At 60.7% G+C, this 26,164-nt stretch carries 29 protein-coding genes and 1 pseudogene; 14 read left to right on the top strand and 16 right to left on the bottom strand.

The window, feature by feature from the left end:
* Positions 1-16: 16 nt before the first annotated feature.
* From BJD99_RS02840 to BJD99_RS02810, 6 genes are all read right to left on the bottom strand, one after another.
* Positions 17-748, bottom strand: coding sequence for an SIMPL domain-containing protein (locus BJD99_RS02840; RefSeq protein WP_084345286.1), 732 nt, complete (start codon positions 746-748; stop codon positions 17-19).
* Positions 749-880: 132 nt separating this feature from the next.
* Positions 881-1,453 (bottom strand): YceI family protein, encoded by a 573-nt coding sequence (locus tag BJD99_RS02835; RefSeq protein WP_084345285.1) that lies wholly within the window; start codon positions 1,451-1,453, stop codon positions 881-883.
* Between the two features lie 206 nt (positions 1,454-1,659).
* On the bottom strand, positions 1,660-2,415 hold the full coding sequence (locus tag BJD99_RS02830) for an Ltp family lipoprotein (protein ID WP_084345284.1): 756 nt from the start codon (positions 2,413-2,415) through the stop codon (positions 1,660-1,662).
* Positions 2,416-2,726: 311 nt separating this feature from the next.
* Positions 2,727-3,149: a hypothetical protein gene (locus BJD99_RS02820; RefSeq protein WP_256895415.1), complete on the bottom strand. Its 423-nt coding sequence runs from the start codon at positions 3,147-3,149 to the stop codon at positions 2,727-2,729.
* A gap of 289 nt (positions 3,150-3,438) precedes the next feature.
* Positions 3,439-3,873, bottom strand: coding sequence for an SRPBCC family protein (locus tag BJD99_RS02815; RefSeq protein ID WP_084345383.1), 435 nt, complete (start codon positions 3,871-3,873; stop codon positions 3,439-3,441).
* A 33-nt stretch (positions 3,874-3,906) separates the two neighbouring features.
* Positions 3,907-4,521 carry a TetR family transcriptional regulator gene (locus tag BJD99_RS02810; protein WP_084345282.1) on the bottom strand — a complete coding sequence of 205 codons (615 nt, stop codon included), beginning with the start codon at positions 4,519-4,521 and terminating at the stop codon, positions 3,907-3,909.
* Positions 4,522-4,648: 127 nt separating this feature from the next.
* Here BJD99_RS02810 and BJD99_RS02805 point away from each other — a divergent pair, with 127 nt between their 5' ends.
* Together BJD99_RS02805 and BJD99_RS02800 are read left to right on the top strand one after the other, a co-directional pair.
* Positions 4,649-5,407, top strand: a complete 759-nt coding sequence (locus BJD99_RS02805) for an SDR family oxidoreductase (protein WP_256895413.1) — start codon at positions 4,649-4,651, stop codon at positions 5,405-5,407.
* 149 nt (positions 5,408-5,556) lie between these two features.
* On the top strand, positions 5,557-6,849 hold the full coding sequence (locus tag BJD99_RS02800; protein WP_218775700.1) for a DUF1254 domain-containing protein: 1,293 nt from the start codon (positions 5,557-5,559) through the stop codon (positions 6,847-6,849).
* A gap of 322 nt (positions 6,850-7,171) precedes the next feature.
* On the opposite strand, the gene BJD99_RS02795 is transcribed toward BJD99_RS02800, so the two are convergent.
* The 4 genes from BJD99_RS02795 to BJD99_RS02780 form a co-directional block, all read right to left on the bottom strand.
* Positions 7,172-7,651: a GNAT family N-acetyltransferase gene (locus BJD99_RS02795; RefSeq protein ID WP_084345279.1), complete on the bottom strand. Its 480-nt coding sequence runs from the start codon at positions 7,649-7,651 to the stop codon at positions 7,172-7,174.
* A 98-nt stretch (positions 7,652-7,749) separates the two neighbouring features.
* On the bottom strand, positions 7,750-9,039 hold the full coding sequence (locus BJD99_RS02790; protein ID WP_256895411.1) for an APC family permease: 1,290 nt from the start codon (positions 9,037-9,039) through the stop codon (positions 7,750-7,752).
* 421 nt (positions 9,040-9,460) lie between these two features.
* The gene (locus BJD99_RS02785) at positions 9,461-10,090 is read right to left on the bottom strand and encodes a hypothetical protein (protein WP_084345277.1); all 630 of its coding nucleotides are present in this window, start codon (positions 10,088-10,090) and stop codon (positions 9,461-9,463) included.
* A gap of 134 nt (positions 10,091-10,224) precedes the next feature.
* The gene (locus tag BJD99_RS02780; RefSeq protein ID WP_084345276.1) at positions 10,225-11,781 is read right to left on the bottom strand and encodes a PucR family transcriptional regulator ligand-binding domain-containing protein; all 1,557 of its coding nucleotides are present in this window, start codon (positions 11,779-11,781) and stop codon (positions 10,225-10,227) included.
* A 142-nt stretch (positions 11,782-11,923) separates the two neighbouring features.
* On the opposite strand from BJD99_RS02780, the gene BJD99_RS02775 reads away from it, so the two are divergent.
* Together BJD99_RS02775 and codB are read left to right on the top strand one after the other, a co-directional pair.
* Positions 11,924-12,388 carry a nucleoside deaminase gene (locus BJD99_RS02775; RefSeq protein ID WP_084345275.1) on the top strand — a complete coding sequence of 155 codons (465 nt, stop codon included), beginning with the start codon at positions 11,924-11,926 and terminating at the stop codon, positions 12,386-12,388.
* On the top strand, positions 12,385-13,719 hold the full coding sequence (gene codB / locus BJD99_RS02770) for a cytosine permease (RefSeq protein ID WP_084345274.1): 1,335 nt from the start codon (positions 12,385-12,387) through the stop codon (positions 13,717-13,719). Before BJD99_RS02775 ends, codB begins: the two co-directional genes overlap by 4 nt.
* A gap of 81 nt (positions 13,720-13,800) precedes the next feature.
* On the opposite strand, the gene BJD99_RS02765 is transcribed toward codB, so the two are convergent.
* Positions 13,801-14,478, bottom strand: a complete 678-nt coding sequence (locus tag BJD99_RS02765; protein ID WP_084345273.1) for a peroxiredoxin-like family protein — start codon at positions 14,476-14,478, stop codon at positions 13,801-13,803.
* A 246-nt stretch (positions 14,479-14,724) separates the two neighbouring features.
* Positions 14,725-15,174, bottom strand: a complete 450-nt coding sequence (locus BJD99_RS02760) for a hypothetical protein (protein ID WP_084345272.1) — start codon at positions 15,172-15,174, stop codon at positions 14,725-14,727.
* 49 nt (positions 15,175-15,223) lie between these two features.
* On the opposite strand from BJD99_RS02760, the gene BJD99_RS02755 reads away from it, so the two are divergent.
* Together BJD99_RS02755 and BJD99_RS20695 are read left to right on the top strand one after the other, a co-directional pair.
* On the top strand, positions 15,224-15,952 hold the full coding sequence (locus tag BJD99_RS02755) for a hypothetical protein (protein WP_218775699.1): 729 nt from the start codon (positions 15,224-15,226) through the stop codon (positions 15,950-15,952).
* A gap of 489 nt (positions 15,953-16,441) precedes the next feature.
* A pseudogene (locus BJD99_RS20695) lies at positions 16,442-16,620 on the top strand (IS110 family transposase); the annotation flags it as partial.
* Between the two features lie 66 nt (positions 16,621-16,686).
* On the opposite strand, the gene BJD99_RS02750 reads toward BJD99_RS20695, so the two are convergent.
* Positions 16,687-17,052, bottom strand: coding sequence for a helix-turn-helix domain-containing protein (locus BJD99_RS02750; protein ID WP_256895407.1), 366 nt, complete (start codon positions 17,050-17,052; stop codon positions 16,687-16,689).
* Between the two features lie 68 nt (positions 17,053-17,120).
* Between BJD99_RS02750 and BJD99_RS02745 the strand changes: the two genes are divergently transcribed.
* From BJD99_RS02745 to BJD99_RS02735, 3 genes are all read left to right on the top strand, one after another.
* On the top strand, positions 17,121-17,879 hold the full coding sequence (locus BJD99_RS02745) for an SDR family oxidoreductase (RefSeq protein ID WP_084345270.1): 759 nt from the start codon (positions 17,121-17,123) through the stop codon (positions 17,877-17,879).
* A 285-nt stretch (positions 17,880-18,164) separates the two neighbouring features.
* On the top strand, positions 18,165-18,794 hold the full coding sequence (locus tag BJD99_RS02740; protein WP_084345269.1) for a hypothetical protein: 630 nt from the start codon (positions 18,165-18,167) through the stop codon (positions 18,792-18,794).
* Between the two features lie 166 nt (positions 18,795-18,960).
* Positions 18,961-19,464: a nucleoside deaminase gene (locus BJD99_RS02735; RefSeq protein ID WP_084345268.1), complete on the top strand. Its 504-nt coding sequence runs from the start codon at positions 18,961-18,963 to the stop codon at positions 19,462-19,464.
* 62 nt (positions 19,465-19,526) lie between these two features.
* On the opposite strand, the gene BJD99_RS02730 is transcribed toward BJD99_RS02735, so the two are convergent.
* The gene (locus tag BJD99_RS02730; protein ID WP_084345267.1) at positions 19,527-21,122 is read right to left on the bottom strand and encodes an amidohydrolase; all 1,596 of its coding nucleotides are present in this window, start codon (positions 21,120-21,122) and stop codon (positions 19,527-19,529) included.
* Positions 21,119-22,087, bottom strand: a complete 969-nt coding sequence (locus tag BJD99_RS02725) for a DMT family transporter (RefSeq protein ID WP_084345266.1) — start codon at positions 22,085-22,087, stop codon at positions 21,119-21,121. Before BJD99_RS02725 ends, BJD99_RS02730 begins: the two co-directional genes overlap by 4 nt.
* Before the next feature lie 54 nt (positions 22,088-22,141).
* On the opposite strand from BJD99_RS02725, the gene BJD99_RS02720 reads away from it, so the two are divergent.
* Positions 22,142-22,759 carry a TetR/AcrR family transcriptional regulator gene (locus tag BJD99_RS02720; RefSeq protein ID WP_084345265.1) on the top strand — a complete coding sequence of 206 codons (618 nt, stop codon included), beginning with the start codon at positions 22,142-22,144 and terminating at the stop codon, positions 22,757-22,759.
* On the opposite strand, the gene BJD99_RS20895 is transcribed toward BJD99_RS02720, so the two are convergent.
* A complete protein-coding gene (locus BJD99_RS20895) occupies positions 22,748-23,905 on the bottom strand; it encodes a hypothetical protein (protein ID WP_179142161.1) in 1,158 nt (385 codons plus the stop codon). The genes BJD99_RS02720 and BJD99_RS20895 overlap by 12 nt on opposite strands.
* Before the next feature lie 83 nt (positions 23,906-23,988).
* Between BJD99_RS20895 and BJD99_RS02710 the strand changes: the two genes are divergently transcribed.
* The 4 genes from BJD99_RS02710 (at position 23,989) to BJD99_RS02695 (ending at position 25,956) form a co-directional block, all read left to right on the top strand.
* Positions 23,989-24,645 carry a bifunctional 2-polyprenyl-6-hydroxyphenol methylase/3-demethylubiquinol 3-O-methyltransferase UbiG gene (locus tag BJD99_RS02710; RefSeq protein WP_084345264.1) on the top strand — a complete coding sequence of 219 codons (657 nt, stop codon included), beginning with the start codon at positions 23,989-23,991 and terminating at the stop codon, positions 24,643-24,645.
* A gap of 15 nt (positions 24,646-24,660) precedes the next feature.
* Positions 24,661-25,134, top strand: a complete 474-nt coding sequence (locus tag BJD99_RS02705) for a hypothetical protein (protein WP_084345263.1) — start codon at positions 24,661-24,663, stop codon at positions 25,132-25,134.
* 217 nt (positions 25,135-25,351) lie between these two features.
* Entirely contained in the window at positions 25,352-25,630 is a 279-nt protein-coding gene (locus tag BJD99_RS02700; protein WP_084345262.1) for a type II toxin-antitoxin system RelE/ParE family toxin, read from the top strand.
* Between the two features lie 20 nt (positions 25,631-25,650).
* Positions 25,651-25,956: a HigA family addiction module antitoxin gene (locus BJD99_RS02695; protein WP_217808534.1), complete on the top strand. Its 306-nt coding sequence runs from the start codon at positions 25,651-25,653 to the stop codon at positions 25,954-25,956.
* The last annotated feature ends 208 nt before the right edge of the window (positions 25,957-26,164 follow it).

The following is a 26,164-nucleotide window of genomic DNA, read 5'->3' as shown; positions in this document are numbered from 1 at the left end:
AGGAAATTGGTGCGGATCAGTCCAAAGCCCATTTGACGGCCACGGACACGCTGACAGTCTGCTGCCCGGGTTCGATGGGGACCGATGAGTCGGCCATACTCGCGCCATCTGGGAATCTCGACAGTTGGTCCTGCCCGGTGATGTTCTCGGTAATGGACAGAACTTGCCCGAGGTCGCTACCCGAGAGCGTCGCGTACTGTTCAGCGCGATCGCGGGCGTCGGCGAATGCCCGGGCCCGCGCGTCGGATATCAGTTCCGAATCGTCGTCGATGCGGAATGACACTCCGGAGATCCGGGTTGCGTTGCCACCGGCGGACGTGGCGTCGCCGAGGACCGTCGACGCCTTCGACAGGTCCCGAACCGTGACTCGCAAGGTGTTGGTTGCCTGGTAGCCGGAAATCTCTGGGGTTCCGCCGGGCATCCCACCCGAGTACTGGGGGTTGATCGACACCTGTTGAGTCTGAATGTCTTCTCGATCGACGCCTGCGGCGGCTACCGCATCGGTCACTGTGCCGACCGCGGTGTTCGCCTGATCGATGGCGGTGGTGACGTCGTCGGCTATTGTCTCGACGCCGATCTGCGCCGTCAGGGTGTCAGGTGTGCCTTCGACTTCACCGACGCCGTTGACGCTGACACCGGGCGGTCCATCGGCAGACGATGTATCGCTCCCGCACCCCGCGGTCATAGCGAGTGCCGCGACTAGTACTGCTGAACCGATTGCTTTCTCTACCCCTCGTTTTCGAGTCATCGACGTAGTGTGCACGGTTTCGGTCGAACTCGAAAGACCTCAAGTGTCAAGTCGCGGTTATCCACGCAGCGAACGCGAAGTACCCGGTCGCACTTCACAACGCCTACCGTCGCACCTGAGATCCTTCGTCGATTACCGTTTCGGTGGATTCAAGCTTGGCTTCGTGCGCTCGGCCTCGAAGGACACGGTCACCTCATCGACCACCTTCATAGCACCCAGCATCTGTGAGTACGGCTTGATTCCGTAATCTGACTGGCGCACTGTACTTTCGGATGCACAGTGCCATTTCGTACCGTCGTCGGCGACGATTACGATCACAGTCATCTCACGGGTGACACCATGGATCTCCATCGTGCCGCGCAGGGCGAATCCGTTCTCTTTCGCGGCGATATCGTCTGAGCGGAAGCGAATCTGGGGGTACCGTTTTGCGTCGAAGGTCTTCAGCGCGTTGGATTTTGCGAGCATCTTCTCCGGACCGATCAGCGGCGTGACACCACCTTCACCGCCTACCACGTCGAGTGAATCGACTTCGGCGGTGAAGGTGACCGAGGTGGGAGTGTGCCCAGACCAGTCAATGGCGGCCGTCCACGACTTCATTGCAATGGTGAGGCGGTGGCCCAGTTTGGACGCCTTGCCGGTGACGTCCGTCTTGATCGTCAGGTGGCCTCCACCTGATGCGTCGAGTGTCCAGCTCACGGGAGTCATCGCTCGACTCTAATGGTCGATCGGATTCGGCCCGGAGCTCGATCGAGAGTCGAGCTACGCGATCAGACAGCTGAGGTCAAATTTCGACATCCCTCGCCCAACCCGGGTTCCGAAACGCTGGGCAGTTGCTGGACCGGATCCGCCATCCGTCGAGAGGCGGTGAAACAACTTCCTTGGGGGTCTGCCACTCTTGGTCAGCCGGGAGGCTAGAGCCCTGTCTGATCCACTCCGTACTGAGCCTGTTCAGGGGTGAACCCTCCGAATACCAGTTGGTCGATTAGTCCCTGTCTCGAAAATGCCATCACGTCGAGATAGTCTTCCGCGGCAAGCGAAGCCTGTTCGTTCCAGTCAGGCGCTATATAGTCCACAGCGAATGCCGCATCCTCGCTCGAATAGTCCTCGAACTCCAACTGCTCGATAAGACCCTCTCGCGAAAAGGCGGTCACGTCGAGATAGCTGTTGGCCGCACGCACAGCATTGCGCTGTCCGCCGGTCATCCCCGTCTGCCCGCTGGCCCGCTCAGTCGTCTTCGGTGCGGCAGGCGCGGTAGGTCTTGGCGTCACAGGTTCGGTAGTTGCCATCGGCACGACCGGAGCCGGTGGCGGGGGCGGGGGCGGAAGGACAGTAGTGATCGTGGCTTTCGGAATGATGGGAGCCTTTTCGACCGCACTCGATTGTGTCGTTGTGGCCGCCTGCGCGTCCGCTACGTCGTCCGATGTCTTGTTGGCTGAATTGACCGCACCGATAACGACGAGAAGCACCACGCCGGCGGCCACGAACCATGGCCACTTCTTACGGCTGGATCCACCGGAAGCCGGATCAGCAGGGAGGCCTGACAAGTGTTCTGAAGCAGTCGGTTTCATTGGATCTGGCTGAAGAGCGGTCGTCCACTGTTGGCCGTCCCACCACCGTAGCTGTGCCGAGCCTTCCGGGTCCGCGTGCCATCCAGGAGGTGTCGTCATGGTTGTTCCTTACTCGTCGGGTGGTCGCCCGTTACTGCTTGTCATTCAGATCCGCTGAGTTTGCGTCCGCGCATGTATCCTCCACGGCTGCACTGTCACATCAGAATTCTTCGAGACCATCAGCACAGATCTTCTTCTGCGCCGTCTCTATGGGTCGCAGAAGGGTTATGTACTTCAAATTGATACCACCTGCTCCGAACTCCAGCGGAATCAAAGACTCAACCGATTGGCCCTGAACAGCTGAAATGCAGATTTCGGTCCAAAAATTCAACTGTCCGAATGACCCCACGCCGATTCTCGTACCACGGCTTCTATGGAACGAAGAAGCTTGCGATTCCTGGAGTGATCGTCCCAAGGGTGGAAACGATGGTGACCACAACATGCCCAGACCCACTCATCAGCGTCGCCTCGGACGGAAATCCATAGAGTCCGTCAGACATTCGCGCGGAGCCAGACGCTCCGGTCGACAGATTCAACCAATGCACGTCGGACGAGATCAAGCACCCCCACCTGCCTTCCTTGCCACCGGTAATGGTCACCGTGCCAGGCTGTTCGCCGAGCACCGCCACACAGCGCACAGCGGGAGCGTCGAAACTGCCGTTCGGATTTCCGAACGGTGCCGGGTCGACTTGGAACGGAACGGTCACAGCCGCGGACGCAGTGCCCACCGTCGCCAGCGTCGAACCTATGACGACGGATGCGCAGACAAGCAGCGTACGAACAACTTTCTTCACAGCAACCTCCAGTACAGGCCCGAACAGGCGTGAGGGTTATCCTCTACCCTTGCGCACAATCACGGCAAGACGCCACCTCGCCGTCGCCGCATCACGATCGGCATGTTTGGCAGAGGTGAGCGGGGGGGATGGCCTCACTCGAAACCCCGCAGGAACTCGACAGCGCGTGACACCACCGACCGTTGCATCGAGGTTTGAAAGTTCAGATGCCGACGTTGTGTCAGCGCAGCTGTTGTGAACGAGTCATGCGGGCAGATGTTCGTGCAGTATGCAACCGATCTGCGAGCCGCTATGCGCCAAAATGTTCTCCAAAAGCTTTGAGTCCAGTGCGGTAGACGTTGTCGCCATATGCCTGCTCGATCATGGCTACAGTATCGTCGCCGGATCGATAGGTAGCGCTCCATTGGATTTGTGAGCCCTGATCGTGGGGGACGACCGCGATCGTCGCGACGTAGTCACGGACGGGCAGCATCGGGTCGAGTACTTCATAACTGTAGCTGCGCTTCTCAGCATCGCGGGCGCGTAATTGCTGACGGGCCACTACTCGTCCGTCTACTGAAAAGGTTCGGACAGAACCTATCTCTTTCGGGTCTGCATTGTTTTCCATCTCTACGGGAGGAACACCGGGATGCCAAGACGCAAGAGCATCGAAGTCCCCCACGTACTCCCACGCGAGATCCGGTAGCACGGGAACAATCACGTTACGTGTGATAGATCGAATCATCATTTTTCCTAATCTGTCGAATCTGGAGTCAGTTCAGTGTTCTTGTTCGACGGTAATGATCCGGAGCACTGATAGCGCTGATGCTGCGAGTCGTCCGATCTCGTTGGGATCGCCCTGTTCCTGGGCTGCCCAGTACTCCAAAGTGACTGTGAGCGCGCCGATCAGCGTATGCGACAACATGCGCGCCTCGAGACCATCAGGTTCCAATCCGGCACGCCGCGCGAGAAGCGGTCGCATTTCCTCTGCTAGTCCATGTGCCGCAACCATCCATCGTGCGTGAATACCGGGCACTGAAGTGAGGATGACGAAAAGTTCGCTCGACGAAATACCTTCTGCGTTCTTGTAACGTTCGAATACCTGCAGAAATGCTTGCTGTACGGATGTGGACACCAATTCTTGTTCTGGTCTGGTGCGCAGGCATTCGACGAAGTGGCGAATCCCTGACACAACCACTGGGGTCAAGGTGTCTTCTTTCGCATCGCAGTGCCGGTAGAAGGTTCGAACCGACATCCCGGCTCCGCGCGCAATGTCCTCCACCGAGGTCGCGTCGAATCCGCGCTCAGCAAAGAGTCGTGCAGCACTCGCGGCGATGTCCATCCGCACTGCCGCCCGACGACGGTCCATCAACGACTGCTGCGGTCGAGTCATAGTTCCTCCGGAGTCCTTTGACACATATTAGCATGATGGCATAGATTGGCACCTTGTCTCATATACGCACATTGCGATCACGCTTCCTCGAACCATGACAAGGCGGGACATGCCCAGAACGTACTTAGTGACCGGTAGTGCTTCCGGTATCGGCGCTGCCGCTGCCGCGCATCTGCGCAACCAGGGTGCTCACGTCGTCGGCGCAGATCTGCGAGACAGCGATATCACCGTTGACCTCGCGACGGCAGACGGACGACGCGAGCTCGTCGAACGGGCTCGCCAGTTGACAGGCGGAAGGTTGGACGGGGTTGTAGCCTGCGCGGGCGTCGCACTGTTCGACCCGATCACCATTGGTGTCAACTACTTCGGTGCTGTGGCTACCCTCGAAGGCCTGCGGCCTCTACTCGTCGAAGGCACCGATCCGAGGGCCGTGGTGATCTCGTCTGTAGCGTCACTACACCCCACTGATCCTTCCATCGTCGAAGCCGCACTTGCCGGCGACGAAGCCGCGGCAACAGCAGCAGCCCGGTCCGCCGTGGAAGGCGGCCACGGTGCACAGATCTATTCGTCGTCGAAGGCTGCGATCGCACGCTGGGTGCGTCGCAACGCCATCACGGCTGAGTGGGCAGGCATGGGCATTCCGCTCAACGCCATCGCCCCCGGCACCATCGTCACACCGATGATCCAGGCCATGCTCGACACCGATGCAGGTCTAAAGGCTATCGATGGCAGCGTGCCGATGCCGTTGAACGGTCATGCCCAGCCACAACAGGTGGCGCAATTGATTTCCTGGCTGGTGTCCAAAGAAAACTCTCATATCACCGGCCAAGTCGTATTCCTGGACGGCGGCGCCGACGCTGTCCTTCGCGGCGACGGTACTTGGTAGACAAGAAAAGGAATTTGACGATGCATCAGAAAATATGCCGCGTAGGGACCCGAAAGGCCGCGCTCATAGCAGGACTTTGCTTGGCTGTATTCGCCGCGTCGAGCTGCTCATCGGGCGCCACGGAATCGGAACCAGAATCGGAACCAGCAGTGACGGCGACGGATCTCGACGCAACAATCAAGGAAGCCTACAGTTTCGCGTTTCCGCTCTACGACCTTTCACGTTATCGATGGACGGCGTTGGAGACGACCGACTCACGGACGAGCACCACGCTGAACAACTTCGTGCACTCACGGTCACTGGCAGGGCCCGACGACACTTGGGCGAACGGGCCGAGCCAGGACGTTCTCTACTCCACTGCCTGGTTGAATTTGGCGGACGGACCTGTCTACCTTGATATTCCGGAAGTGCAGTCACGCTACTACTCGCTGGTCTTGATCGACTTCTACTCTAACAGCTTCTTCTACGCCGGCGAGCGCACCACCGGCACGCAAGCGCAGAAGCATCTGGTCGTGGGGCCGGACTGGCAGGGTGAGGCCCCCGCCGACGCCACTGTGGTCAGAGCGCCCACGAACGACGTCTATGTCAACCTGCGCGTTCAGACGACCGGGACCGCCGACCAAGTTGCGGCGAATGCTGTACAGGATGGATTCCGCTTCACCCCCACTCAACCTGTGTCGGAAAGCTCGACGAAGCGGGTTCAGCCCACCGACGATGACCCCGAGAACTACCTCGATGTCGTCAATCAGATGCTCGAGCTGAACCCACCGCCAGCGCATGACCAGTCGGCTGTCGACCGGTTCCGTGAGGTCGGCATCTGTGGTGCCGACTGCGGCTGGGGACCCCTGCCCGATGACATCAAGGCAGCGTGGAACGCGAAATATCCCGAGTTCGGTCGCTACATGCAAGAGTTCGCGAACCGCCCATCGCAGGGCTGGACCAACTACAACCCGCCCGGATCGGTTCTCGGCACCACGGAGCAATGGGACTACACCCGACGGGCCTTTGCATTGTCGGCCGGCGGCGGCATGTTGGGGATGGACCGCAAGGAGGCGAACTACTGGATCACCTTCACCGACGCCGACAATGCCCCGCTGCTCGGCACCGAGGGCTACGTGCTTCGCCTACCCGAGGGTGGAATTCCCGCAGAGGCATTCTGGTCGGTCACGCTGTACGAGGTTCGGGAGAATGGCCAATACCCATCGCCGAACCCGATCGACCGTTATGTCATCAGCAGTGAGACCGAAGGGTTGATCTCCAACCCTGATGGCAGCATCGATCTCCACATTCAACCAACAGCACCCTCGGCCGAAGCGGCCGCGAACTGGCTACCCAGCCCGGCCGACGGAAAGAAGTTCATCCTCTTCGCCAGGTCCTACATCCCCGGTGCAGACGTGCTGGCCGGCACCTTCACGATGCCTCCAGTCGTTCCCGCAACATAGGACTCCCCCTGGGCTGCTCGTTCTCGACAACCCCGGCTGAATCCACTTGCCGCCAGTCTCCGCTCAGTCGGTACGAGTGAGCGGAGACTGCTCCGGTTGCGGCGGTAGACGGATCGGGGTGCTGAGGCATGACACCAACCCGCGATCCGCGCCCCGCAGGTCACCTGAGCGGGTGAACTGCGGTCAGGTCGCGAGCTTGCTTTGTATGATTATCAACCGAGTTCGGTTCTTGTGAACCGTGCAACAGGAAAAAGAGCAGACCAGAGTTTTTGGCGGTGCAGATGCGGAGCCGGAAACGTACCGGCCATATCGAGGACTATTTCTATCGCAGTCGCTTGCTCAGATAGACAAGTGCATAGCCGCTCGAAGTCGGTACACGATGTGTTTCCTGGTACCCGAACCTCGAGTAGAGCCGCAGATTACCGACACTGCGTTCGCCGGTGAACAGCTTCAGCTCGGTGATGTCCTCAGAAACTCGCTCTTCCACGAGTTCGAGCAACCGACTTCCCAATCCACGACCCTGTACATCAGGGGCTACGACCAGCCTGCCCACCTCTGCACACCGCGCATTTGAAGGAAGGACACGCACACGTACCGCCCCGACGAGGCGTTGTGCGCCATCACGCAACCCGAACGAATCCACTTCAGGCTTGTCGAGTTCATTCGTCACCTCGGTCAGCGATTCGACCAACGGAGGAAGGTTCAGATCCTCGTGGGCCTGGGCCTCGGTCACGTAAGCGGCACGCTGGAGCGTGAATAGCTCACCCGCGTCCTTCGCCGACAAGGTCACAACTGATTCCATGCGTAGGAACTATTCCAGAACAGCTCGGCCCCAACCCGTCCCCGACAGCCATCTTGCCGCGACGCTGGCCGGGACGGGGACTGAACGGCCATGAGGTCCTACAACTTTGGTGCCGGGCCACGAAAGTGCCGAAAGGCTGCTTCGATACCGAAGGACAGCGCCACCATAACTGCCAGGACGGTCGCGGGGCCGACGGTGCTCTCGGCAAGTAGAGCTGCCAGCGCGCCGGCACACGCCGTAGCTGACAGGACAGCGATCCACGGCGTCGATCCACGCTGGCGCGCTGTGCGAGCTTCAGCGGCGTTCACCACGGCGAAGATGATGAGAAAGCCCGCGCTACCCATGGTGGAGATGCTGTTCAGGTCCAGTGCATTCGCGAGCACGATGGTCGATCCGGAGGTGATCAGCAGCCCTTCGATCGGGTGGTTCCAGATTGGACGTTGGAGCTGGGCAGGTAGTTCTCGCGACTTGGAGATGACGTAGATCATCCGAGCCGATCCGTACAAAGTGGCGTTGATCGCCGACGCAGTCGAGAGCATCGCCGCAATACCGATCATCGTGAACCCGACTGCTCCGAGGGCGGGGCGGGCGGCCTCGGCCAGCGCGTAGTCACGCGCGTCGATCAGGCTCGCTAACGGCACGGCCCCCACGGAGACAACAGCGACGAGCACGTACAACACGATCACGAAGAGCACCGAAATGTAGTAGGCCCTCGTGAGGGTGCGGCCGGGATCGTCGACGTCCTCGGCGGTGTTGGCGATCAGTTCGAATCCTTCGTAGGCCAAGAAGATGATCATGCCGCCTGCCACGATGGAGATCGGGGAGCTCCACTGTGACGGTTCGAGCCGTTCTGCGGAGACCCCAGCCAGCCCGACCACCACGAACAACACCAAGATAGCGATCTTGATCGCCACGACATAGCGCTCGGTGCGAGCGATCGTAGATGCACCGGCGATGTTGAGAACGGTGATGAGGACGATCGCCGCTGTGAGAAGGAGATGCTTGCCAAGGCTGCGAAACTCCGGTGGCAGGAAACTGGACGCGTAGCTCCCGAACGCCTGTGAATACAGCGCCAACATAACGATGTAGCTCATCCACAGCAGCACATTGATGCCACCGGAAAACAATCCCGTGCCGAACGCACGATTGACGAACGTCACCGTGCCTCCGCGGCTCGGATACGACTTCGAGAGCAGCGCATACGATCTCGCAGTCAGCAACGCTACCAGCCCGGCCAGGAGAAACGCGATCGGTGCGGCGCCTTTGGTGATCTGCACCGATAGTCCGAGGACGGCGAAGATCCCGCCGCCGACCATGCCTCCGACGCCGATGGCTACAACGCCCCACAATCCGATCGGATGTGAGACCGCAGGAACGGAGCGGGGCATCATCGAAGTCTATCCGCCGCAGTGCACACAATAAGCGCGACGAATCTAAGCAGATCAGGAAATGCTGATCGGCCCGGTCGTTCCGGTGACCGTCCAGTGTCCGTCGACCTTGTCGAGAACATAGGTAAGCCCGATTCCGCAGTCGACGCCACACCAGAGGTATTGAACTGAATCGGCGCGGGAAGTCCGGGCCCTCGGAACTCACCTCTCTGCTCGGCAGACCAGCTCAGCCAACCTGCGCACGAGGCGAATCCGAAGACGAACGCGAGGAGTCCGGTGGCCCACAACCCCAGACAGCCGGTGCCCATACTTTCGTTACGCTTCGAGGACCTACTCCATAGGAGAAGTGCACCGAACATCGAAGGCACGCCAACGAAGATGAAGGTGATCCATAGAGACTGCGACCATGAAAAATGGATTGTCATGTTCGTTCCCAACGCTCGTCGGTGTGACGCCACAGCGTCGGTTCGTCATCGATCTCGATGACATTGGGATCGAGCCAAAAGGTCGCGTCAGGATCCCACCCACCGAGCAACGTCGATCGTTTGTTGTCGGACAAGGAGATTGCGATACCGAGTGTAGTCAAATAACCGTGCAAACCGAGGTGCGCCGGGTCGTAATCTTCAGCTACTGCGGCCCAGTCGGGGATGAACCAGTTACGGTACTTCCCGGTGGTCTCGAACCAGTCGGAGCGCCTCGACTCCGGCACGGCCAATGGGTATCTTTCGACCAGATTGGCCCATTCCTGCGGCGTGGAAATCTCGTACACGCGGGGTGAGTTGCGGACGTGGACGGGCCGGACTCTTGCTTCTCCGCCACCGTCCGAGTCTTCTTCCATCAGCAGTTCCAGTGCGCCGATCCCGTTTCGAGTTCGGGTGGTGGTGAGCGTGTTACCGGAGACCGGTGTGGACCACCATTCACCGGACAGCCTGCTTTCGGGATAGGCAGACCGATGGTCCCGAAACCGTAATTCGCTCTCCAGAGTTTTCGTTCGCCACTCGTCGAGGCTGGACGAGTCGGGGCGGTAAGGAGCGGTCGATTCCAGCCACACGACGGGTGATATCGGCCAAGCTTCCGGTGCACGGATTCGACCAGAACCGAGTCCAACGGCGAGCAGTGAGTGACACAACCACCGAAACGAGGAAGTGGGCGCCGCACCCCATCCGCCGAAACAGATGCAGCGGATTACGGCTGGCCGTTCGAGGAACGCGCGAAAGCGGCCTGCGGGTCGAGACCGGTCTTCATGCGCCATGCGGTCAGTGCCAGACCCAAGCACACCAACTGCATCGGATCATCGAGGGGTGCGCCCAGCAGCTTCTCGAGACGGGCCAAGCGGCCATAGAGAGACTGACGTCGAATCCCCAGAAGGACAGCGGTCTGGGCCTTGCTGCCCCGGTTTGCGATGAACGCATCTAGAGTCCTGACAAGGTCTGCGGAATGCTGTGTGTCGTAGGCGATCACGGGGCCGAGCTGCTCGGCGATGAATGCGTTGAGCATGGTCGCCGGTACCCCGGCGGCGAGCAACCGTTGGATACCGACATCCCTCGCGAGGATAACCCCGGTTCGGGTTCCGAAACGCCGGGCGATCTGGACGATCTCTCGTGCCTGACCGAGCGCCGTCGAGATGTCGGATAGTTGCTGGACCGGCGCTGCCACCCCCAGCGTGCGTATCGCCGATCCGCCGGGTCCCCGGCGCAGTAGCGCGTCGACTTCGATGAAGGCGGCCCGAACGCGCGCCGGCGAGGCGTGTAACCATCCCTGAGCGAGCACGACTATGTGGTTCGCGGTCACCCCGATCAGGCATCGACCGAGTACTGCCTCGACCGCCTCCCGGACAGGGGCGGCGAGCTCGCGAACCGGTGTTCGATGATCGACATCAACGGCAACAACGAGTACATGCTGACCGTCCAGTGGTGTCCAGCCTGCAGTACTCAATCGCTCGGACAGGTCACCGTGGGAGGTGAGCACGCCTCCCACCAGGTCGGTGATCACCGACTGAGCGAGCGATTGACGGGGGCTGAGGTCAGGGTGGCGACCCATTTCCAGGGCCACCGCGACAGCCGCGCACTTTGCGACAGCGGAACGCCGCGCGGTCGCCCGTCCGCTCAGGACGAGTCGCCCGAGCGAGCCGGTTGGACCGCGCACATCGAGGATCGTCCGCTCACTCTCCGACCGCTCCGCGGCGGTGGCGTTGCGTTCGACGACTCGGCCCTCCGCGTCGACAAGATCGACCCCGCACCCGGCGAGGCGCGCGATCCCGTTGAGCAGCGCGGTCATCCCCTGCCCCGCCACGACGAGATCCAGAAGTTCCTGCCAGACAGGATCACCGGCCCGCGGCGAACCGAGCCTGCGACGGACTATCAGGTCGTGAAAGTCTTCGACCATCCGCTCGAACGGAACCACCGCATGCAGGGTAAGGAACGCCACGCCCCGACGTCGAGAAGCCTCGATGAGCTCGGGCGGGGCGGTGAGGAACGAGCGTCCGACCTCTATCGCGAGTGCAACGCAACCGGCGTCCGCCACCTGGTCAAGGTAGGCGGTCAGCTGCTCGGCGGACCGCCCCTGGAGACCGAGTCCCGTTGTGAGAAGAAGCTCTCCGCCGGCGAGCAGTCCGCCCATCTCGTACACCTCGGACGAATGGACCCAGCGGATCACCGCAGTATCAGGAGAGCCCGCGAGCGCCTCGACGGCGGCAGCCTTGAACGAAGGCAGAGCGAGAACTTCTCGCAGAGTGGGCAGCATCGGTCAATACTCGGCCACAGGGACAGTTCGTCATAGAGTGCCTTCTGCCCAATTGACACCTTGTCCCTTGGCAACCCATTTCAAGCCTGGTCGAATTGTGATACGCGCCACAAGGACGCTTCATCTTCGTCAAGGAGGACACTTGAACAATTCAGTCCGCACAGATGAGTACTTTCTCGGACTCGCCATCGAACAGGCGAGGATCGGCTGGGAGGAAGGTGGCGTGCCGATCGGTGCGGCGTTGGTTCACGAGGGCGAAGTTCTCGCTGTGGGCCGCAACCGCAGAGTTCAAATGAACAGCGCCATCCGCCACGGAGAAACCGATTGCATCGAACAAGCGGGGCGGCTCCAGGCTTCGGTTTACCGTAAGTGTGTCCTCTATACAACTTTGTCGCCATGCTTCATGTGCGCGGGTACTGCTGTGCTGTACGAGATTCCAAGAATCGTAGTCGGTGAAAACAGCTCGTTCGAGTCGTCGGAATCCTGGTTGCGTGAGCACGGGGTGCAGGTCGACGTGGTCGACGACGCCGAGTGCATGACGCTGATGGAACGCATGCTGGCCGAGCGACCGAGCCTGTGGCTCGAAGACATTGGCGAGCAAGCATGAGCAGCACAGCTGAACCCGTGCCGGTGGAAGCCGACTGCACGGACACTGGCACCCCCATCGACCTGGATTATCCCGTCACACCGGTGCCGCTCAGTGCCCGTAAGCCGTTCTTCTCGCTCGCAGTGGTGCTGCTGGGGTTCACGATCTTCACACCGACGATGCTCGCCGGTGCTGCGCTCGGCACCGCATTCTCGTTCTGGAAGTTGATGATGGTGATCGCGGCCGGATCGGCGATCTTGGGCGCGTACGTCGCCATGATGGGGTACGCCGGTGCTCGCACCGGCCTGACGACCGTCGTCATGGCGCGCTATAGCTTCGGCTCTCGCGGGTCCAAGCTGGCCTCGTTGTTGCTCGGTGGCACCCAAATCGGTTGGTACGGCGTCATTATCGGCACGATCGGCGAGCTCACCGCTCAAGCTTTGGGCTGGGAGTCGTACGCCGCCCGCGCGGCGGTGATGATCGCGGCGAGCATTCTTATGTGCATCACTGCGTGCTACGGATACCGCGGGATGTATTGGGTCTCGTTGATCTCGACTCCGTTGATCATCGCACTGGCTTGCTGGGTGGTGTCCAGGTCCCTCGACGAGGTCGGCGGATTCTCAGGTCTGACTTCGATCGAACCCACGACGACGATGACAGTCACGCTCGCAATCACGACGGTGGTCGGCACATTTGTATCGGCGGGGACGCAGGCGCCCAACTGGACCCGATTCGCTCGTTCCGGATCGCAAGCAGCTTGGGCATGCATAATCGGGTTCCTCGTTGGCAATGGACTGATGATCCTGTTCGGCGCAATCGGAGCGATCACCTTCGGTGAGGGTGACTTCGTGCTTGTTCTCTATAATCTCGGGCTGGTCGGTTGGGGTTTGGTGCTTCTGTTCGGAAACCTCTGGAAGAGCAACGCCGACACCGCATATGCCTTCGGAGTCGCCGGTGCCGAGATGTTCAGGCACCCACGAAAGGCGCCATTTATCATCGGCGGGTGTGTGATCGGCACCCTTCTCGCGCTGACCGGCGTGCACAACCATCTCGTGGACTATCTCAGTCTGCTGGGAACCTTCATCCCACCATTGGGAGGCGTGCTCATCGGGGACTTCTTGTGCCGATGGCGTCGAGGCATTCCCGAAGACCACACCCCGCAGCCGGTGTACTGGCGCCACCTCGCTGTCTACGCCATCGCAGCGTTCCTTGCATGGCTCTCCGGAGAGTTCGAGGTGGGTATTCCTCCGCTGATCGGCATCGTGGTTGCCATCCTCCTGACAGTGGGCCTGCATCGGCGCTTCGCCGCGCCGGGGGCCGTTAGCCGGGAGAGCGTCGGCCCGACTGCCTGAACCTATTGCGATACGAGTGAAGAATCGGTGTCCAGCGGGCACCGATTCTTTGTTCGCAAGTAGCGACGTTCGTCGTTGTTGTTACTGGTGGTTTGCGAGGGCAGCGTCGAGGGCGGAGAGGATCTGGGCGGGCTCGCTACGGGTGGTGTAGTCGGGGTGCACATCGATCCACCGGATCGAGCCGGCAGCGTCGACTATGACCACCGTGGGAAACGGAAGTGCATGAGTGCCATCGGCATTGATGTCGGCGAGATCGAGTCCCAGGCTTGCCTGCGCGTCACGGGCTTCTTTCCCTGTTGCGGTGAGGATGCCGAGCCGGCCTGCGATCTGGTTCCCCGGGTCGGAGACCACTGTGTAGGTCAAATCATTCTTCTGTTGCATCGACAGCGAACCGTCCGGCTTCTGAGGACTGACAGCCACCAGAGCGACGCCGCGAGCGTCGAGCTCACTGACCAAAGTTTCCTGGTAGGCGCGGAGTGTCAGGTTGCAGTACGGACACCACGCCCCTCGGTAGAAGACCACCACTGCGGGGCGGCCGGCCCGGACCGTCGACAACGTAGTGGGATGTCCGCGCTCGTCGACAACGTCTCCGTCAGGCATGGCAGTGCCGGCGGAAACGACATCTGCCGGTATCCCCGCTGAGGTGACGCGTGCCAGGTCGGCATCGAAGGCCGCCCTCACTTCTGCAGGCAGTCGTGTCGCTGATTTCCGCTGATGCTCTGCAACGCGGTCGGCAATCGGTGTGTGGGGAGTAGTCATGAGCAGGGGCTCCGGTTCGGTAGGGGTCGTTGGGAAGAGCAATGCTGTCGAGCAGGATGCCTTTCCGTCCTGTTCGCAAGTGTGCACTGTGGTCGAACGTCCACTGAACGAACGTCCCGTGTCTAATTCTGCGTCGCTTCGGAAGCGTCGCGATGCGGGGATACAGTTCAGCTGACCACGACCGCAGCTCCAACCACCTGTAGAACCTCGCACGCGGGGGGCGAGAACCAGCCAGTGCGAGGCAATCTACCAATGCCAGGCATCACCGCCCACGTTCTCGATAGTCCGCTGCAACACTTCGATGGTTGTTACGAAGTCTGCTTCGCTGATGCCCTGCATCCGTTCTTCCTGAAGCCTGCGCTGAACATCCGATCCAACCCGAAACTGTTCGACACCGTGCTCGGTCTGCTCGATAACCGAACCAGACAGATGGACCAAACCTTTCGTGACCGCCGATGCAATCGCCTCGATGATGGCTTCCGGCGTGTCGTTGTGGCCGAGCTTCTCGATCGTCTCGTCTCGGTCGACACCGTTGGGAAACAACGAAAGCTGATGGAGAAGCCACCATTCGGGTTGCGAGAGCCCAACCTCGCGTAACGCGCTGCGGGTACGAGCGCGAATAGCTTCACCAGCTCGCACGGTCCAGAATCCGATGGGCTGGCGGTTCGGTGGTTGCATGGGCATCGGTGGTGTCATGAATCCGACGATAGAACCTAAACCGCCGAGCGGCCCTTAAAGTCGTGCGATGACTACATCGCCGGGACCTGTGACCGCAGACGACGTAATTGAAACAGCCACGGCCGCTGCCTCAGCACTTCGCGATGCTGCTCCGAACGACTGGTCTGTCGCTGCAGGCGACCTGACATGGAACTGCTGGGAGACGGTCGAACACACCGCTGACGACTTGTTCTTCTACGCAGCACAGCTCGGTGCGGGTGGTACACCCGGTCACCTGCCGATCGAGGCGCGTTCGAGACGGCCGAGTGGTCCAGAGAACTCGATCAGCGTCGATCCGGATATCGGCGTCGAAGGGCTGCTCGACGTGTTCACCGCCATGGCGGCGCTACTCGCAGCGATAGTGCGAGTCTCACCGCGGACAGCCCGAGCACATCATGTGTACGGCTTGGCCGACCCTGAAGCATCAGCCGCTATGGGCGTGCTCGAGACGGTCGTCCATACCTTCGACGTCACAACTGGTCTCGGGGTTCGGTGGCGGGCAGACGACGCGCTGTGCACCCGGGTGATCGCCCGACTTCTACCCGAAATCGAGCCGGCCGACGACGGTTGGTCCACCCTGCTCTGGGCCTGTGGGCGTATCGATCTACCCAGGCGGCCCCGTCGTGAAAAGTGGTCTTGGGACAACTCCATTCGTGTTCCGAGTTACGCCACCAGTGCACGGGAAACCTTGCAATCTTCACCAAAGCCCCCAGCACGCAGTGAGACCTCCTTGGGCACAGTGGATCCGGCGATGTGAATAGGGTGATTCAATGTGCCTACTCACGATACTTTCACCGACGACGGTCAGGACCCCGCTTTTCAACGCGTCGATTCTTACCGCGACACCAGCTGGCCAGATCCCACTAACTAACTAAGCCCATCTCGACTTCGAAGGCGACAACCTCGCGGAAGGTGAACACCACGCCATATTGATCGTTGCGACGTTCACCGTCAACGGGAGTACTGGTAATGTCGTCGTTGCCATCGACCCTGTATGCAATCCGTTGTGCATCCTTCTCCCCCCAATCTGTGAGCTCAGAAGACGCGGTGATGACCTCGTGGTTCTCGCTGCAGCTACTACCCCGCAGGCAGGTACCCGCTGAGGCAGTGCAGCAAGCGGGGTGACGATGCTTGTGGAGATAACCGACATCGTCCGATCCGCGACGCAGGAGCCTTCGCCGTCTACGCCGCGGCCGCAGCGCTTTCGACCGTCGGTCGAAAGGCGAGCACCGAAAACACAGCGAAAAACTCCACACTCAAAAGCGCCATGTACGTTTCGGCATTCGCCGCACTGAAAGACCCAGTCTCACGGGCCTACTATGACCGAAAACGCGCCGAAGGCAAAACCATCGCGCGGCACTCATCTGCCTCGCACGACGCCGCAGCAACGTCCTCTACGCCATGCTCGAGAAGGGCAGCGAGTACCTAACTGCGCACGAACGAGGAAACGAAGTGCATTCCGCAGCGGAATGCATGAGCTGTCGCAGAAGGTTACTGCTGAGCTCCCGGAGGAAAAGGATCGAACTGCTCACCAGCGGCCCAGACTCGGGACCAGTCCCACAACGGTTCCAAAGCCTGACTCAATCGAATACCGGCGAACGAAAGTTCGTAAGCCCGCTTTGCGTTCTTCTCGACAATCCCCGCATCTTGCAGCTGCCGAAGCCTCTCGGCCAGCATGCTCGATGAGCAGTTGTCCATTCGTCGACGCAGTTCCAGGAACCCCATCTGACCGGCTTCCAGTTCCCACACAATGCGCAGGCTCCAGCGTTGGCCCAACAGATCCATCGCGCTACGGGCGGCTGCTGCTTCCTCATCGTTTCCCGACCGATCCGGGGGAGGTTCATTTGCGCTTCTCATTTCGAACCACCCATAGTTACTTCTGAATCAGAAGCATTCGGTGCTGAACGAATAATGGGGGTAGAGAGATGGCAGCGGATCCGGTGGAACGGGTTGCTCTAGTAACTGGTGCCTCTCGCGGGATTGGCGCTGAGGTTGCCCTCCAGCTCGCATCTGCTGGCTACCTCGTAGTCGTCAATTACCGCGAAAAACGGGCTCGAGCGGACAAGGTGGTCAACGAGATCGACGCTGCCGGGGGAAGAGCGTGGGCTCTTCAGGCAGACCTCGCCGACATGGACAGCGTCGAGGCCATGGTTGCGTCGATCGCAAATCGGTTGGGGCACCTCGATTTGATGGTCCTCAATGCCTCAGGCGGATTGGAGTTAGGAGCGGGGCCGGACTACGCCATGCAATTGAACCGCGACGCACAGCTGACACTGACAGATCTCGTACGACCCATCATGCGACCCAGTGGCCGGATCGTGTTCGTCACCAGCCACCAAGCCCACTTCGTCTGCCAAAAGCCTGTGCCCGAAGACTACGAGCCGATTGCACTGAGTAAACGAGCAGGCGAAGATGCACTTCGAGCTCTCATTCCCGAACTGCAACAACAACGGATCGACCTTGCGGTTGTGTCCGGAGACATGATCGACGGGACCATCATCGTGCGCCTGCTCGAACGGCGAAATCCCGATGCAGTGGCTGCACGACGCGACCAGGGCGTCCTGCCGACCATCGAGGAATTCGCCCAAGTCGTAGTTCAGGCATCAACTACCGATATCGAACCTGGTCAGACCTTCTACGTCGGAGGTGCAGATTATCTGCAGCATAGCGAAATCGAGTCCTAGGAACGACACTCACCCCGAACACGTCATCCGATCGCGAGCGCAGGTTCGAACTCACCTCGGTGAAACCCAGCGCTATGACGCAGACGAATTCAATCCACAGATCCGCCAGCCCTCTGTCTAACAACAGACCCGAAGTGATGACCTCGGCTCGGATGAGAATCGATCCCGCATTGCTCACGGGTTCCTGGTGGAGCGTGCAACCGATAGACAAGGCGAAACACCGGGCATCACCACAGGCATCGAAACTCCTTACTCGTATCAGTAGCGGTATGCAAGAGTGTTCGAGTGAGCGAACCGAAGCCGGCCGACGTCATCGCTGCGGTGATGGCACTGACCCCGCTGAGCGCCGTCTCCGACACAGATCAACGTTGGCAAAAGGTTGCTGCGCCTACCGACTGGACGGCCGTGCGTACAGTCGCTCATATATCCGACGCATTGGTCTTCTACTGCGGGCAGGTCGCGCGGCGCGCATGCCACGCATTACCCGTGGTCCGCACCGGGCGGGTTGGACATCCGTCAGAGCAGTTGGACAACGCCGTGACGAGCGCTCACATGCTTGCGGGGCTCCTCAGAGATCTCGGCATCGAACGCGCGTGGCATCCCAGCGGGAACGCAGATCGAGCAGGGTGGGTTGCCATGGCGGTCACCGAGATTCTCGTGCACGGATACGACGCCGCGCAGGCACTCGAAATCGACCTCCAGTTGCCCGAGAGAATTTGCGACCGAACCGTATCGCGGGCATTTCCTTGGGTTGTCCCGAGCTGCGCGCCCTCGGACAGACTGCTGCTCGCGGTGACCGGCCGGATCGAGATCCAAGGCGTGAAGCAAGATCCGCAGTGGTGGTGGCAATCAGCACCGCTCCAGGAGTGGGACGGAAAACCGAGGCTACGAACCGTCCAACCAGGATGGTCGTAAGCTCGGGCAACGGACTCACGCTGGTCGCTGCGGCGTTTGTCGGCTTAGTGATCCACCGAATCGATAACGGCAAGCGAATCGATCTCGAACAGCAACAACCCGGTTCGCCGACGAGCTGAGGATTCTCGCTGCTGAACCTTGGACCCCGGCAGGGCACAATCGGGAGATGACGTTCTCCGATTCCGATGATCTGGGCCATATTCGTCGATGTGTGGAGCTGGCGCGCGAGGCGCTGGACGCAGGTGACAAACCCTTCGGGTCCGTGCTCGTCGACGACGAAGGGCGCGTGCTGTTCGAAGATCGCAATCGTGTGAGTGGCGGTGACTCGACTCGCCATCCTGAATTGACCATCGTGGAATGGGCCGTGCAGCATTTGAGTAGTGAAGCTCGAGGACGGACGACGGTCTACACATCGGGCGAACACTGCCCGATGTGCTCAGCCGCCCACGCCTGGGTAGGTCTCGGCGACATCGTCATCGCGGTGACGAGCGCCCAACTCGCCGCGTGGCAGCAGGAGTGGAACGTCGATCCCGGACCGGTCGCACCCTTACCCATCGGTCAGGTGGCACCGTTGGTCAGGGTCCGTGGGCCCATTGCGGACGTTCGCACCGAGATGCGTTCGCTTCATCGTCGGAATGCTGGACTGCCGGACGAATCAGTTTCCGGCTGAACAGGCCCCGGCCCAGTGATGTTAGTAGTCGACTAGATCACCTCGAAGCAGCCCGATGACGACTACGCCTCGAAAATCGTCTCACCGCCGACAACGGTGCGAAGAACCTTCAGAGCCGACAGATCAACTGGACCTTCCTGCAGCGGATCTCCGTCGAGCACGACAAAATCTGCCAACAGGCCAACGGCTATACGTCCCTTGTCAGCGGCTTCTCCGGTAATTTGCGCAGCAGCACTTGTGTAACCGGATAGTGCAACGTCGGCGCTCACCCGTTGCTCGGCGCCCAGCACGTGACCCTCGCGGGTTACACGATGCACGGCGGTATTCATGGTGAAGAGCGGATTGACGGGGGTGACCGGGCAATCACAATGCAAGGCAAAAGGAAGACCCGCCGCCAGTACCGATGCAACCGGGCTGATCCGCTCACCGCGCCGCTGCCCGAGGAAGCGATCGCGGTGCCGATCACCCCAGTAGTAAACATGATTGACGAAGATCGAAGCGACAACCCCTAGCTCGACCATTCGTTCGATCTGGTCGTCGCGCAGTGTCTGCACGTGTTCGAGGCGATGCATGATGTCGATTTCGGGATGCGCAGTCTGAGCAGCCGCGATAGCGTCGAGGGCGCAATCGATGGCCTGATCGCCATTGGTGTGAATCGCGACCTGACGTCCCGCGGCATGATGCTCGGTTACCAGAGCGTCGAGCGAGCCCGACGGAATTGCCATTCCCCCGCAGTGACATCCACCCAAATCGTGGTACGGCTCTGTCAAGGCAGCGGTGTGCAACTGGATCGAACCATCCGAAATCAGCTTGACCCCTCCCACATTCACCAAGGGTGTCGGTTCAGGGACTTTGCCCAGCTGATCGTGGACACCATGCCCGAGGTACAGGCGCGCCCGCAAACGCAATTCGCCGGTCTCTTCGAGTTCGCGGTAGGTTCTGTACATCTCCTCGGTGACGTACATGTCATGGAAGCTCGTGATACCTACCGAGGCCATCACTTCCTGAGCGCGCAAGAGTGCTTGACTCGACGCTTCGTGGTCGACGGCTGGAGATAGCTTGTACACCAGGGACATTGCCGGAACTTCACACAATTCACCGGTCGGAACACCGTCGGCATCACGAACGATGACTCCGCCTTCCGGATCGACCGTCGTGACATCGATTCCGGACATCTTCAGGGCCACAGAGTTGACATAGACGCCGTGGCCGGACAAGTGACGCACCATGATCGGATGCTGCACCGATGCCCGGTCGAGATCAGCCGTCGTCAACCCCCGGTCTTCAGCCACCAGGCTGTCGTCGAAGCCCCAGGCCTGGACCACCTCACCGGCCGGCGTTGTCGCCGCCCGCTCACTCAGCGCGGCGATGACCTCCTCGATCGTGGGGCACGCACCGGTCGTCGCATTGACGTCACTGAGCCACATCCCCCACATGATCGGGTGCAGATGCGTCTCGATGAATCCGGGAACAACCACTGCCCCAGCCAAATCCACTACCGGCACGCCAGGACCGGCCAATGCTGTGATCTCGGCGTCGGATCCGACCGCGGCAAAACTGCCGCCCTGGGTGATCAGTGCCGTGTGCCCGCCGGCAGATGCACCGTCCATTGTCTTGATGTCGCCGTTGATGTAGACACGGTCTGTCGCGACAGTCATGCTTTGATCTCCATTCGTTTGCCGACACCAGGCGTCGGTGATTTCATTGCAGGCTGGCGCGTCGCGACAACCACTCCGGCAAGTATCAGCACCGCGCCCACAACCTGGACCATGCTGGGTATTTGAGATAGAAGGACAGCACCGAACAGCAACGCCGACGCCGATTGCAGCACGAGACTCGCTGCAACAGAACCCGCCGGCAACCGTTGGCCAGCGCTTGCCACCAACAGCCAACCCACAACCTGAGATACCAACGCCAACAGAACGAGCCACCCTTGCGCTGCCAAAGGCGGTGCAAGATCGAGAGTCCCGGTAGCCACACCGAACAGTCCCGCCGTAATCCCGGTGGCAACGGTGGAAACCAGCATCGGCAGCCCCGTCCGGCCCGCGGCTCGCGTCGCGTGGCCCATCACGAAGATGTACACCGCGTAGGCCCCGGCTGCGATGATGGCATAGGAAGCACCGACCGCTGGGTTGGCGCCCGAGAGCGACGTACTCATACCGGCGACCAGCGCGACGCCCACGAAGAGAAGCGGCATACTCCTGGACAGTTCGCGAGTGATGCGCTGACGCAGGATCACGTACCCGAGGATAGCCACGAACACGACCTGCAGGTTCAGCAGAACCGTCGACAGGCCGGCGCCGATCGAGTGGATCGCCTCATGCCACAGCACCAGGTCGATACCCAGGAACACACCTGCGACGACGGCTTTGGACACCCACCGACCGGGAGTCGGGTGTGCTTGCGGGCGACGTCGTTGCACGAGAACCACGATCACGAGCGGAATCACGGCGTAGAGACACCGAAAGAACGCGCCGGTCGCGGGCGAGACGCCGGATAGGTCGTACAGGATCGACGTCATCCCCAGGATGCAGGCGCCCGTGACAACTACCTGCAGATCTCGACGACGTCGAACATCGCGAGTTCCATCGGAAACGACTTCCGAGGATGACTCATCACTCATGGTGATACATTATCACTGCACTATTGCGCCGTCCTCAAAAGGGAAGATGTTCACATGAGAATCCCGGTCACTCGTGAGCGCATCATCACCGCTGCCGCCGAACTCGTGGACAGCCATGGCCCCGACGCCCTGGTCCTCAGTCGACTCGCCGAAACCCTCGACGTGCGGCAGTCAGCTCTCTACAAGCACGTGAACGGCGTCGACGACGTCCAGCATCAACTCAGCCTGCTTGCGCGGCAACTGCTGGCAGAGCACCTCCGCGCAGCCGCCGTCGGTCTCGCCAAGGACGACGCCGTCATCGCGCTCGCCGACGCGTGGCGTAGTTTCGTCCGCTCACACCCCGGGCTGTACGCAATAACCGACCGCTACCCCACCGCCCCGCACGCCGACCTCGTGGCCGCCGTCGGCGCGGTTGTCGACGTCATCAATCGGGTCATTGCCGGCTACGGATTGAGCGCGGATGATTCCGAACAAGCAGCATGGTCACTGCGCAGCGCGCTCCATGGGTTCTGCGTCCTGGAAGCACAAGAAGGCTATCCGGCCGGTGCAGACCCCGACCGCGTGTACCGACGACTAGTAGAACTGTTGTGCGCTGGCGTCATCGGCTTTCTTACCCCGCCTGCTAATGGTGGCGACGATGGCCCGGTCGGCGAACGCGACTTATCCCTTTAGTTCAGGGAATGCCTCCCGGAGTGCCGCGTAGAGATCCGGGGTCTGTAAACCGTACGCATGCGACGCGTGGACGATTGTCTCGATCGCAGCCCTGTGCGGATAGGGGTCCTGCGCGCTGAACAACGCAGGTATGGTCATGAATCGGGGCTCGCCTCTGCCATCGAACGGAGTCTTCGGCCGACCACTGACGACTGTCGCGCTCGAAGACGTCGTGGCGCCTCCACCCGCGAGGTCCGCGAAAAGTGGCGCGAACGCGTCGTTGATCTGCATGATGTTTGCGAATGGTGCCGGAGGAGTTCGGTTCTCGGCTAGTGCGTCGAGCGCCGGCCGCACCCACGGCAGCTCCGCCAGTCCGGCGTGTTCGCAAGCCGCGTTCGCGCAGTACACCGCGATGCGGCGCGCGGTCGCCGCGTCGGTAGCGAGGAGTCCGACTACGAGGTCGCGGTCGAACTCGGCGAGCGTCTGGCCGCCATTGAAACCCGCGACCTGCTCGATCGGCTCCGGCCGAGCCAGACGTCGCTGTTCGAGGTCTCCTCGCTCCACCATCTCCGTGCTTCCGTCCTCATGAAAGACGGTGATCCAACTCGGCTCCTCGTTGCCGTAGGGAACGGGCTCGGAGATGAGCTCAGCGTTCTCCGGCACGCCGTATCCGGGCATGTTCCACTGAATCGTTGGTCGCGTATCGCTGCCGTCGTCAGGCCAGAGCCGAATTCGCCAGTTATCGCCCGGCGTGGTGTCACCTGGCCATCCGTAATTGACAAATCCGCGGCCTGCCACCTGCACCAGATACTTCCCCTGCGGAACCGTGCAATCGACCGGACTCATAGTGGTCGAGTCGATCTGCAGCACACCCTCGGGTCCCACTTCGAGCCGATCCTCACATATTTGCTGCCACTCATCGTCGTCGATAGGAGGACGTGCATCGAACACTTCGACAGCAATAGGCATCTCGAAGTTGTTCTGATGCGGGTTCAGCACCACCATCGTGAGACCGTCACCCGAGTTCGGTTGCGCTGCAAGAGCGTATTCGAGGAGCGGGAACTCGTTCTCCTCGTCGCCCAAGCCTCCACGCAGATAGAACTGGCCGTGGTCCATCATCAACGTCACGTCCTGCGACGTCGTTGGCTGCGAAAGTGGTTCGGTCATGACTGCACAGTGCCACGGCATGGCGCTCCCCCGCAGCTTGCATAATGATCGAACGCGTCCCGACGAGAGGTGCCAGACCCTTCATGAACAGTGCAGACGACCAGCGACTTGCGACAGAGTCGATCAACCAAGGAGACCCAACGGGCTGGTTCGACAAGCTCTACCGCGAGGCAGCCGACGGTAACGCCGTCGTTCCATGGCATCGCGAGGAACCCAATCCGCTGATCGTGCAGTGGGCGCAGAGCCGTGCCCGAGACGGACGCACCGCCCTCGTAGTCGGATGTGGTTACGGGACGGATGCCGAATTCATCGCCTCCCTCGGTTACGAGACAACAGCATTCGATGTCTCGCCCACCGCCATCGACGCTGCGCGAACGCGTTTCCCTCGCTCGGCAGTGAACTACGAGGTGGCCGATGTTCTTGCGATGCCCACTCGGTGGCGGGGCGCATTCGACGTAGTGATCGAATCGATCACGGTTCAGTCGATGCCGCTGTGGGTGCGATGCGACGCCATCACCGCGATCGCCTCGACCGTGTCGGCCGGCGGAACATTGCTGGTCGTGTCCGGAATTCGTGAGGAAGGTGTCGATGTCGACGGACCTCCGTGGCCGTTGACCAGGACCGAGATCGAATCCTTCTCCTCACACGGTCTGACCACTTCCGAGATCGAACAGGTGCCGGCCGAGAACCGTTGGCGAGCAACCTTCGTCAACCTTCAGGGCGATACGGCGCGCAAGTAAGACATGCGCTCACCAATGATTATCGGAACCCTCGTTGTCGCAGTGGCGGCGAGCGGATGCGGAAACGCCATCGACACGGACATCGTCGGTAGGACCGCACTGGCACGCGACGCCGACGGCTCCGTGCTGGTTCTGGTCGACGCATGCCGCGGCAGCGTCGATTCCATCGGAATTCACGCCGGTCGCGACGGACTGGCCGATAATGAGGTGAATCCGACCCTCGGCGAAATTCGAGCATCGAGCCCCCAATCGGGGCGAATCGAGGTGCCGCTGACTGCCCCCGCCGACCCGTGGGCTGCGGATAGTGCAGTCCAACTGTCGGAAGATCCCGATTCACTGTTTATCGTCATCGCATCTCTGAAAGACGAGAACGCCCAAGCGGCCCAGGTATCGGCAACACAGAGCGCGGTGGACTCTCTGCCGCCAGGTCATGTCCTCACCGCGTCGTCACAGGTGGTCTCCGAGGCCGAATTTCATGACGCGTGCTGAACTAAGTCTCCCTCCGCACTGTTCGACGGCTCTACACGAGGGAGCTGTGCCCATCGATGCACGACCTGAGACTGTTTTAGTGCAGCCTGTGGCGGACTCAAAAAAATGACTAAGAGCAAATAGTGACAATGAGAGGCAGTCAATCCCTATTCCATCAGTGCGAACCGTCGAGCATAACGCCTTGCGTTAATAACGCCATCCGTTATATCATGGATGAGTGCTGCAGTCCTTCGCCAACAAAACCGCCGAACATGTCTGGAACCGCACCCGCACGAAACTCGCTCCCGAACTCCAACGCGCAGCATTGCGCAAACTGCTGATTCTCGACGCCGCGGACGATGTGAACGACCTCCGAGTCCCACCCGGCAACAGACTCGAAAAACTCAGCGGTGACCGCACCGGTCAACACAGCATCCGCATCAACCAGCAATGGCGCATCTGCTTCATCTGGACACCCGCGGGACCCATCAACGTAGAAATCGTCGACTACCACTAGAACGACAAGGAGCAACCACCATGCCAGACACCGACACCATCATGGAGCCCATCCATCCCGGCGAGATCCTCCTCGAGGACTACCTCAACCCACTCGGCATCACCCAACACAAACTTGCCGTTGCCATCGCCGTACCCCCGAGACGAATCAACGAAATAGTCCACGGAACCAGACGGATCTCCCCCGACACCGCACTACGCCTCGCCCGTTACTTCAGCACCACCGAACGCTTCTGGCTCAACCTCCAAAACCGGTACGACATCGAGACCCAACGCACCCAACTGACCCACACACTCGAACAGATCATTCCGCTCAAAACTGCGTGATCTTCTCCCTCCACCTCGGTCTGCATCGGTAACCGCGGTCGGATATGTCTCCGGGACAACGAGTTTCAACGTGCGAGATACGGCGACATCACCGAACCTCGTTAAGCAGTCAGCTGACCGCCGACACCGACTCGCGTCGACTGGAGCGTTGACGGTGACGCTGCGCATTCCTGATGGCAAGATCGTCGGCAGAACCTCAGTTGGCGAC

The organism is Rhodococcus sp. 1163 (genome assembly GCF_002091985.1).
Taxonomy (GTDB): domain Bacteria; phylum Actinomycetota; class Actinomycetes; order Mycobacteriales; family Mycobacteriaceae; genus Rhodococcoides.
The sequence above is the reverse complement of the archived record's forward strand: the minus strand, read 5'-3'. Positions and strand labels throughout refer to the sequence as shown.

Bases quoted from the DNA above. Each gene is read 5' to 3' on its own strand.
- BJD99_RS20895 (WP_179142161.1), bottom strand. From the start codon at position 23,905: ATGACCGAACCACTTTCGCAGCCAACGACGTCGCAGGACGTGACGTTG.
- codB (WP_084345274.1), top strand. From the start codon at position 12,385: ATGAGCAGCACAGCTGAACCCGTGCCGGTGGAAGCCGACTGCACGGAC.
- BJD99_RS02745 (WP_084345270.1), top strand. From the start codon at position 17,121: ATGGCAGCGGATCCGGTGGAACGGGTTGCTCTAGTAACTGGTGCCTCT.
- BJD99_RS02710 (WP_084345264.1), top strand. From the start codon at position 23,989: ATGAACAGTGCAGACGACCAGCGACTTGCGACAGAGTCGATCAACCAA.
- BJD99_RS02725 (WP_084345266.1), bottom strand. From the start codon at position 22,087: ATGAGTGATGAGTCATCCTCGGAAGTCGTTTCCGATGGAACTCGCGAT.
- BJD99_RS02705 (WP_084345263.1), top strand. From the start codon at position 24,661: ATGATTATCGGAACCCTCGTTGTCGCAGTGGCGGCGAGCGGATGCGGA.
- BJD99_RS02755 (WP_218775699.1), top strand. From the start codon at position 15,224: ATGACTACATCGCCGGGACCTGTGACCGCAGACGACGTAATTGAAACA.
- BJD99_RS02810 (WP_084345282.1), bottom strand. From the start codon at position 4,521: ATGACTCGACCGCAGCAGTCGTTGATGGACCGTCGTCGGGCGGCAGTG.
- BJD99_RS02750 (WP_256895407.1), bottom strand. From the start codon at position 17,052: ATGAGAAGCGCAAATGAACCTCCCCCGGATCGGTCGGGAAACGATGAG.
- BJD99_RS02780 (WP_084345276.1), bottom strand. From the start codon at position 11,781: ATGCTGCCCACTCTGCGAGAAGTTCTCGCTCTGCCTTCGTTCAAGGCT.
- BJD99_RS02830 (WP_084345284.1), bottom strand. From the start codon at position 2,415: ATGACGACACCTCCTGGATGGCACGCGGACCCGGAAGGCTCGGCACAG.
- BJD99_RS02735 (WP_084345268.1), top strand. From the start codon at position 18,961: ATGACGTTCTCCGATTCCGATGATCTGGGCCATATTCGTCGATGTGTG.
- BJD99_RS02730 (WP_084345267.1), bottom strand. From the start codon at position 21,122: ATGACTGTCGCGACAGACCGTGTCTACATCAACGGCGACATCAAGACA.
- BJD99_RS02760 (WP_084345272.1), bottom strand. From the start codon at position 15,174: ATGACACCACCGATGCCCATGCAACCACCGAACCGCCAGCCCATCGGA.
- BJD99_RS02720 (WP_084345265.1), top strand. From the start codon at position 22,142: ATGAGAATCCCGGTCACTCGTGAGCGCATCATCACCGCTGCCGCCGAA.
- BJD99_RS02695 (WP_217808534.1), top strand. From the start codon at position 25,651: ATGCCAGACACCGACACCATCATGGAGCCCATCCATCCCGGCGAGATC.
- BJD99_RS02790 (WP_256895411.1), bottom strand. From the start codon at position 9,039: ATGCCCCGCTCCGTTCCTGCGGTCTCACATCCGATCGGATTGTGGGGC.
- BJD99_RS02765 (WP_084345273.1), bottom strand. From the start codon at position 14,478: ATGACTACTCCCCACACACCGATTGCCGACCGCGTTGCAGAGCATCAG.
- BJD99_RS02840 (WP_084345286.1), bottom strand. From the start codon at position 748: ATGACTCGAAAACGAGGGGTAGAGAAAGCAATCGGTTCAGCAGTACTA.
- BJD99_RS02815 (WP_084345383.1), bottom strand. From the start codon at position 3,873: ATGATTCGATCTATCACACGTAACGTGATTGTTCCCGTGCTACCGGAT.
- BJD99_RS02835 (WP_084345285.1), bottom strand. From the start codon at position 1,453: ATGACTCCCGTGAGCTGGACACTCGACGCATCAGGTGGAGGCCACCTG.
- BJD99_RS02795 (WP_084345279.1), bottom strand. From the start codon at position 7,651: ATGGAATCAGTTGTGACCTTGTCGGCGAAGGACGCGGGTGAGCTATTC.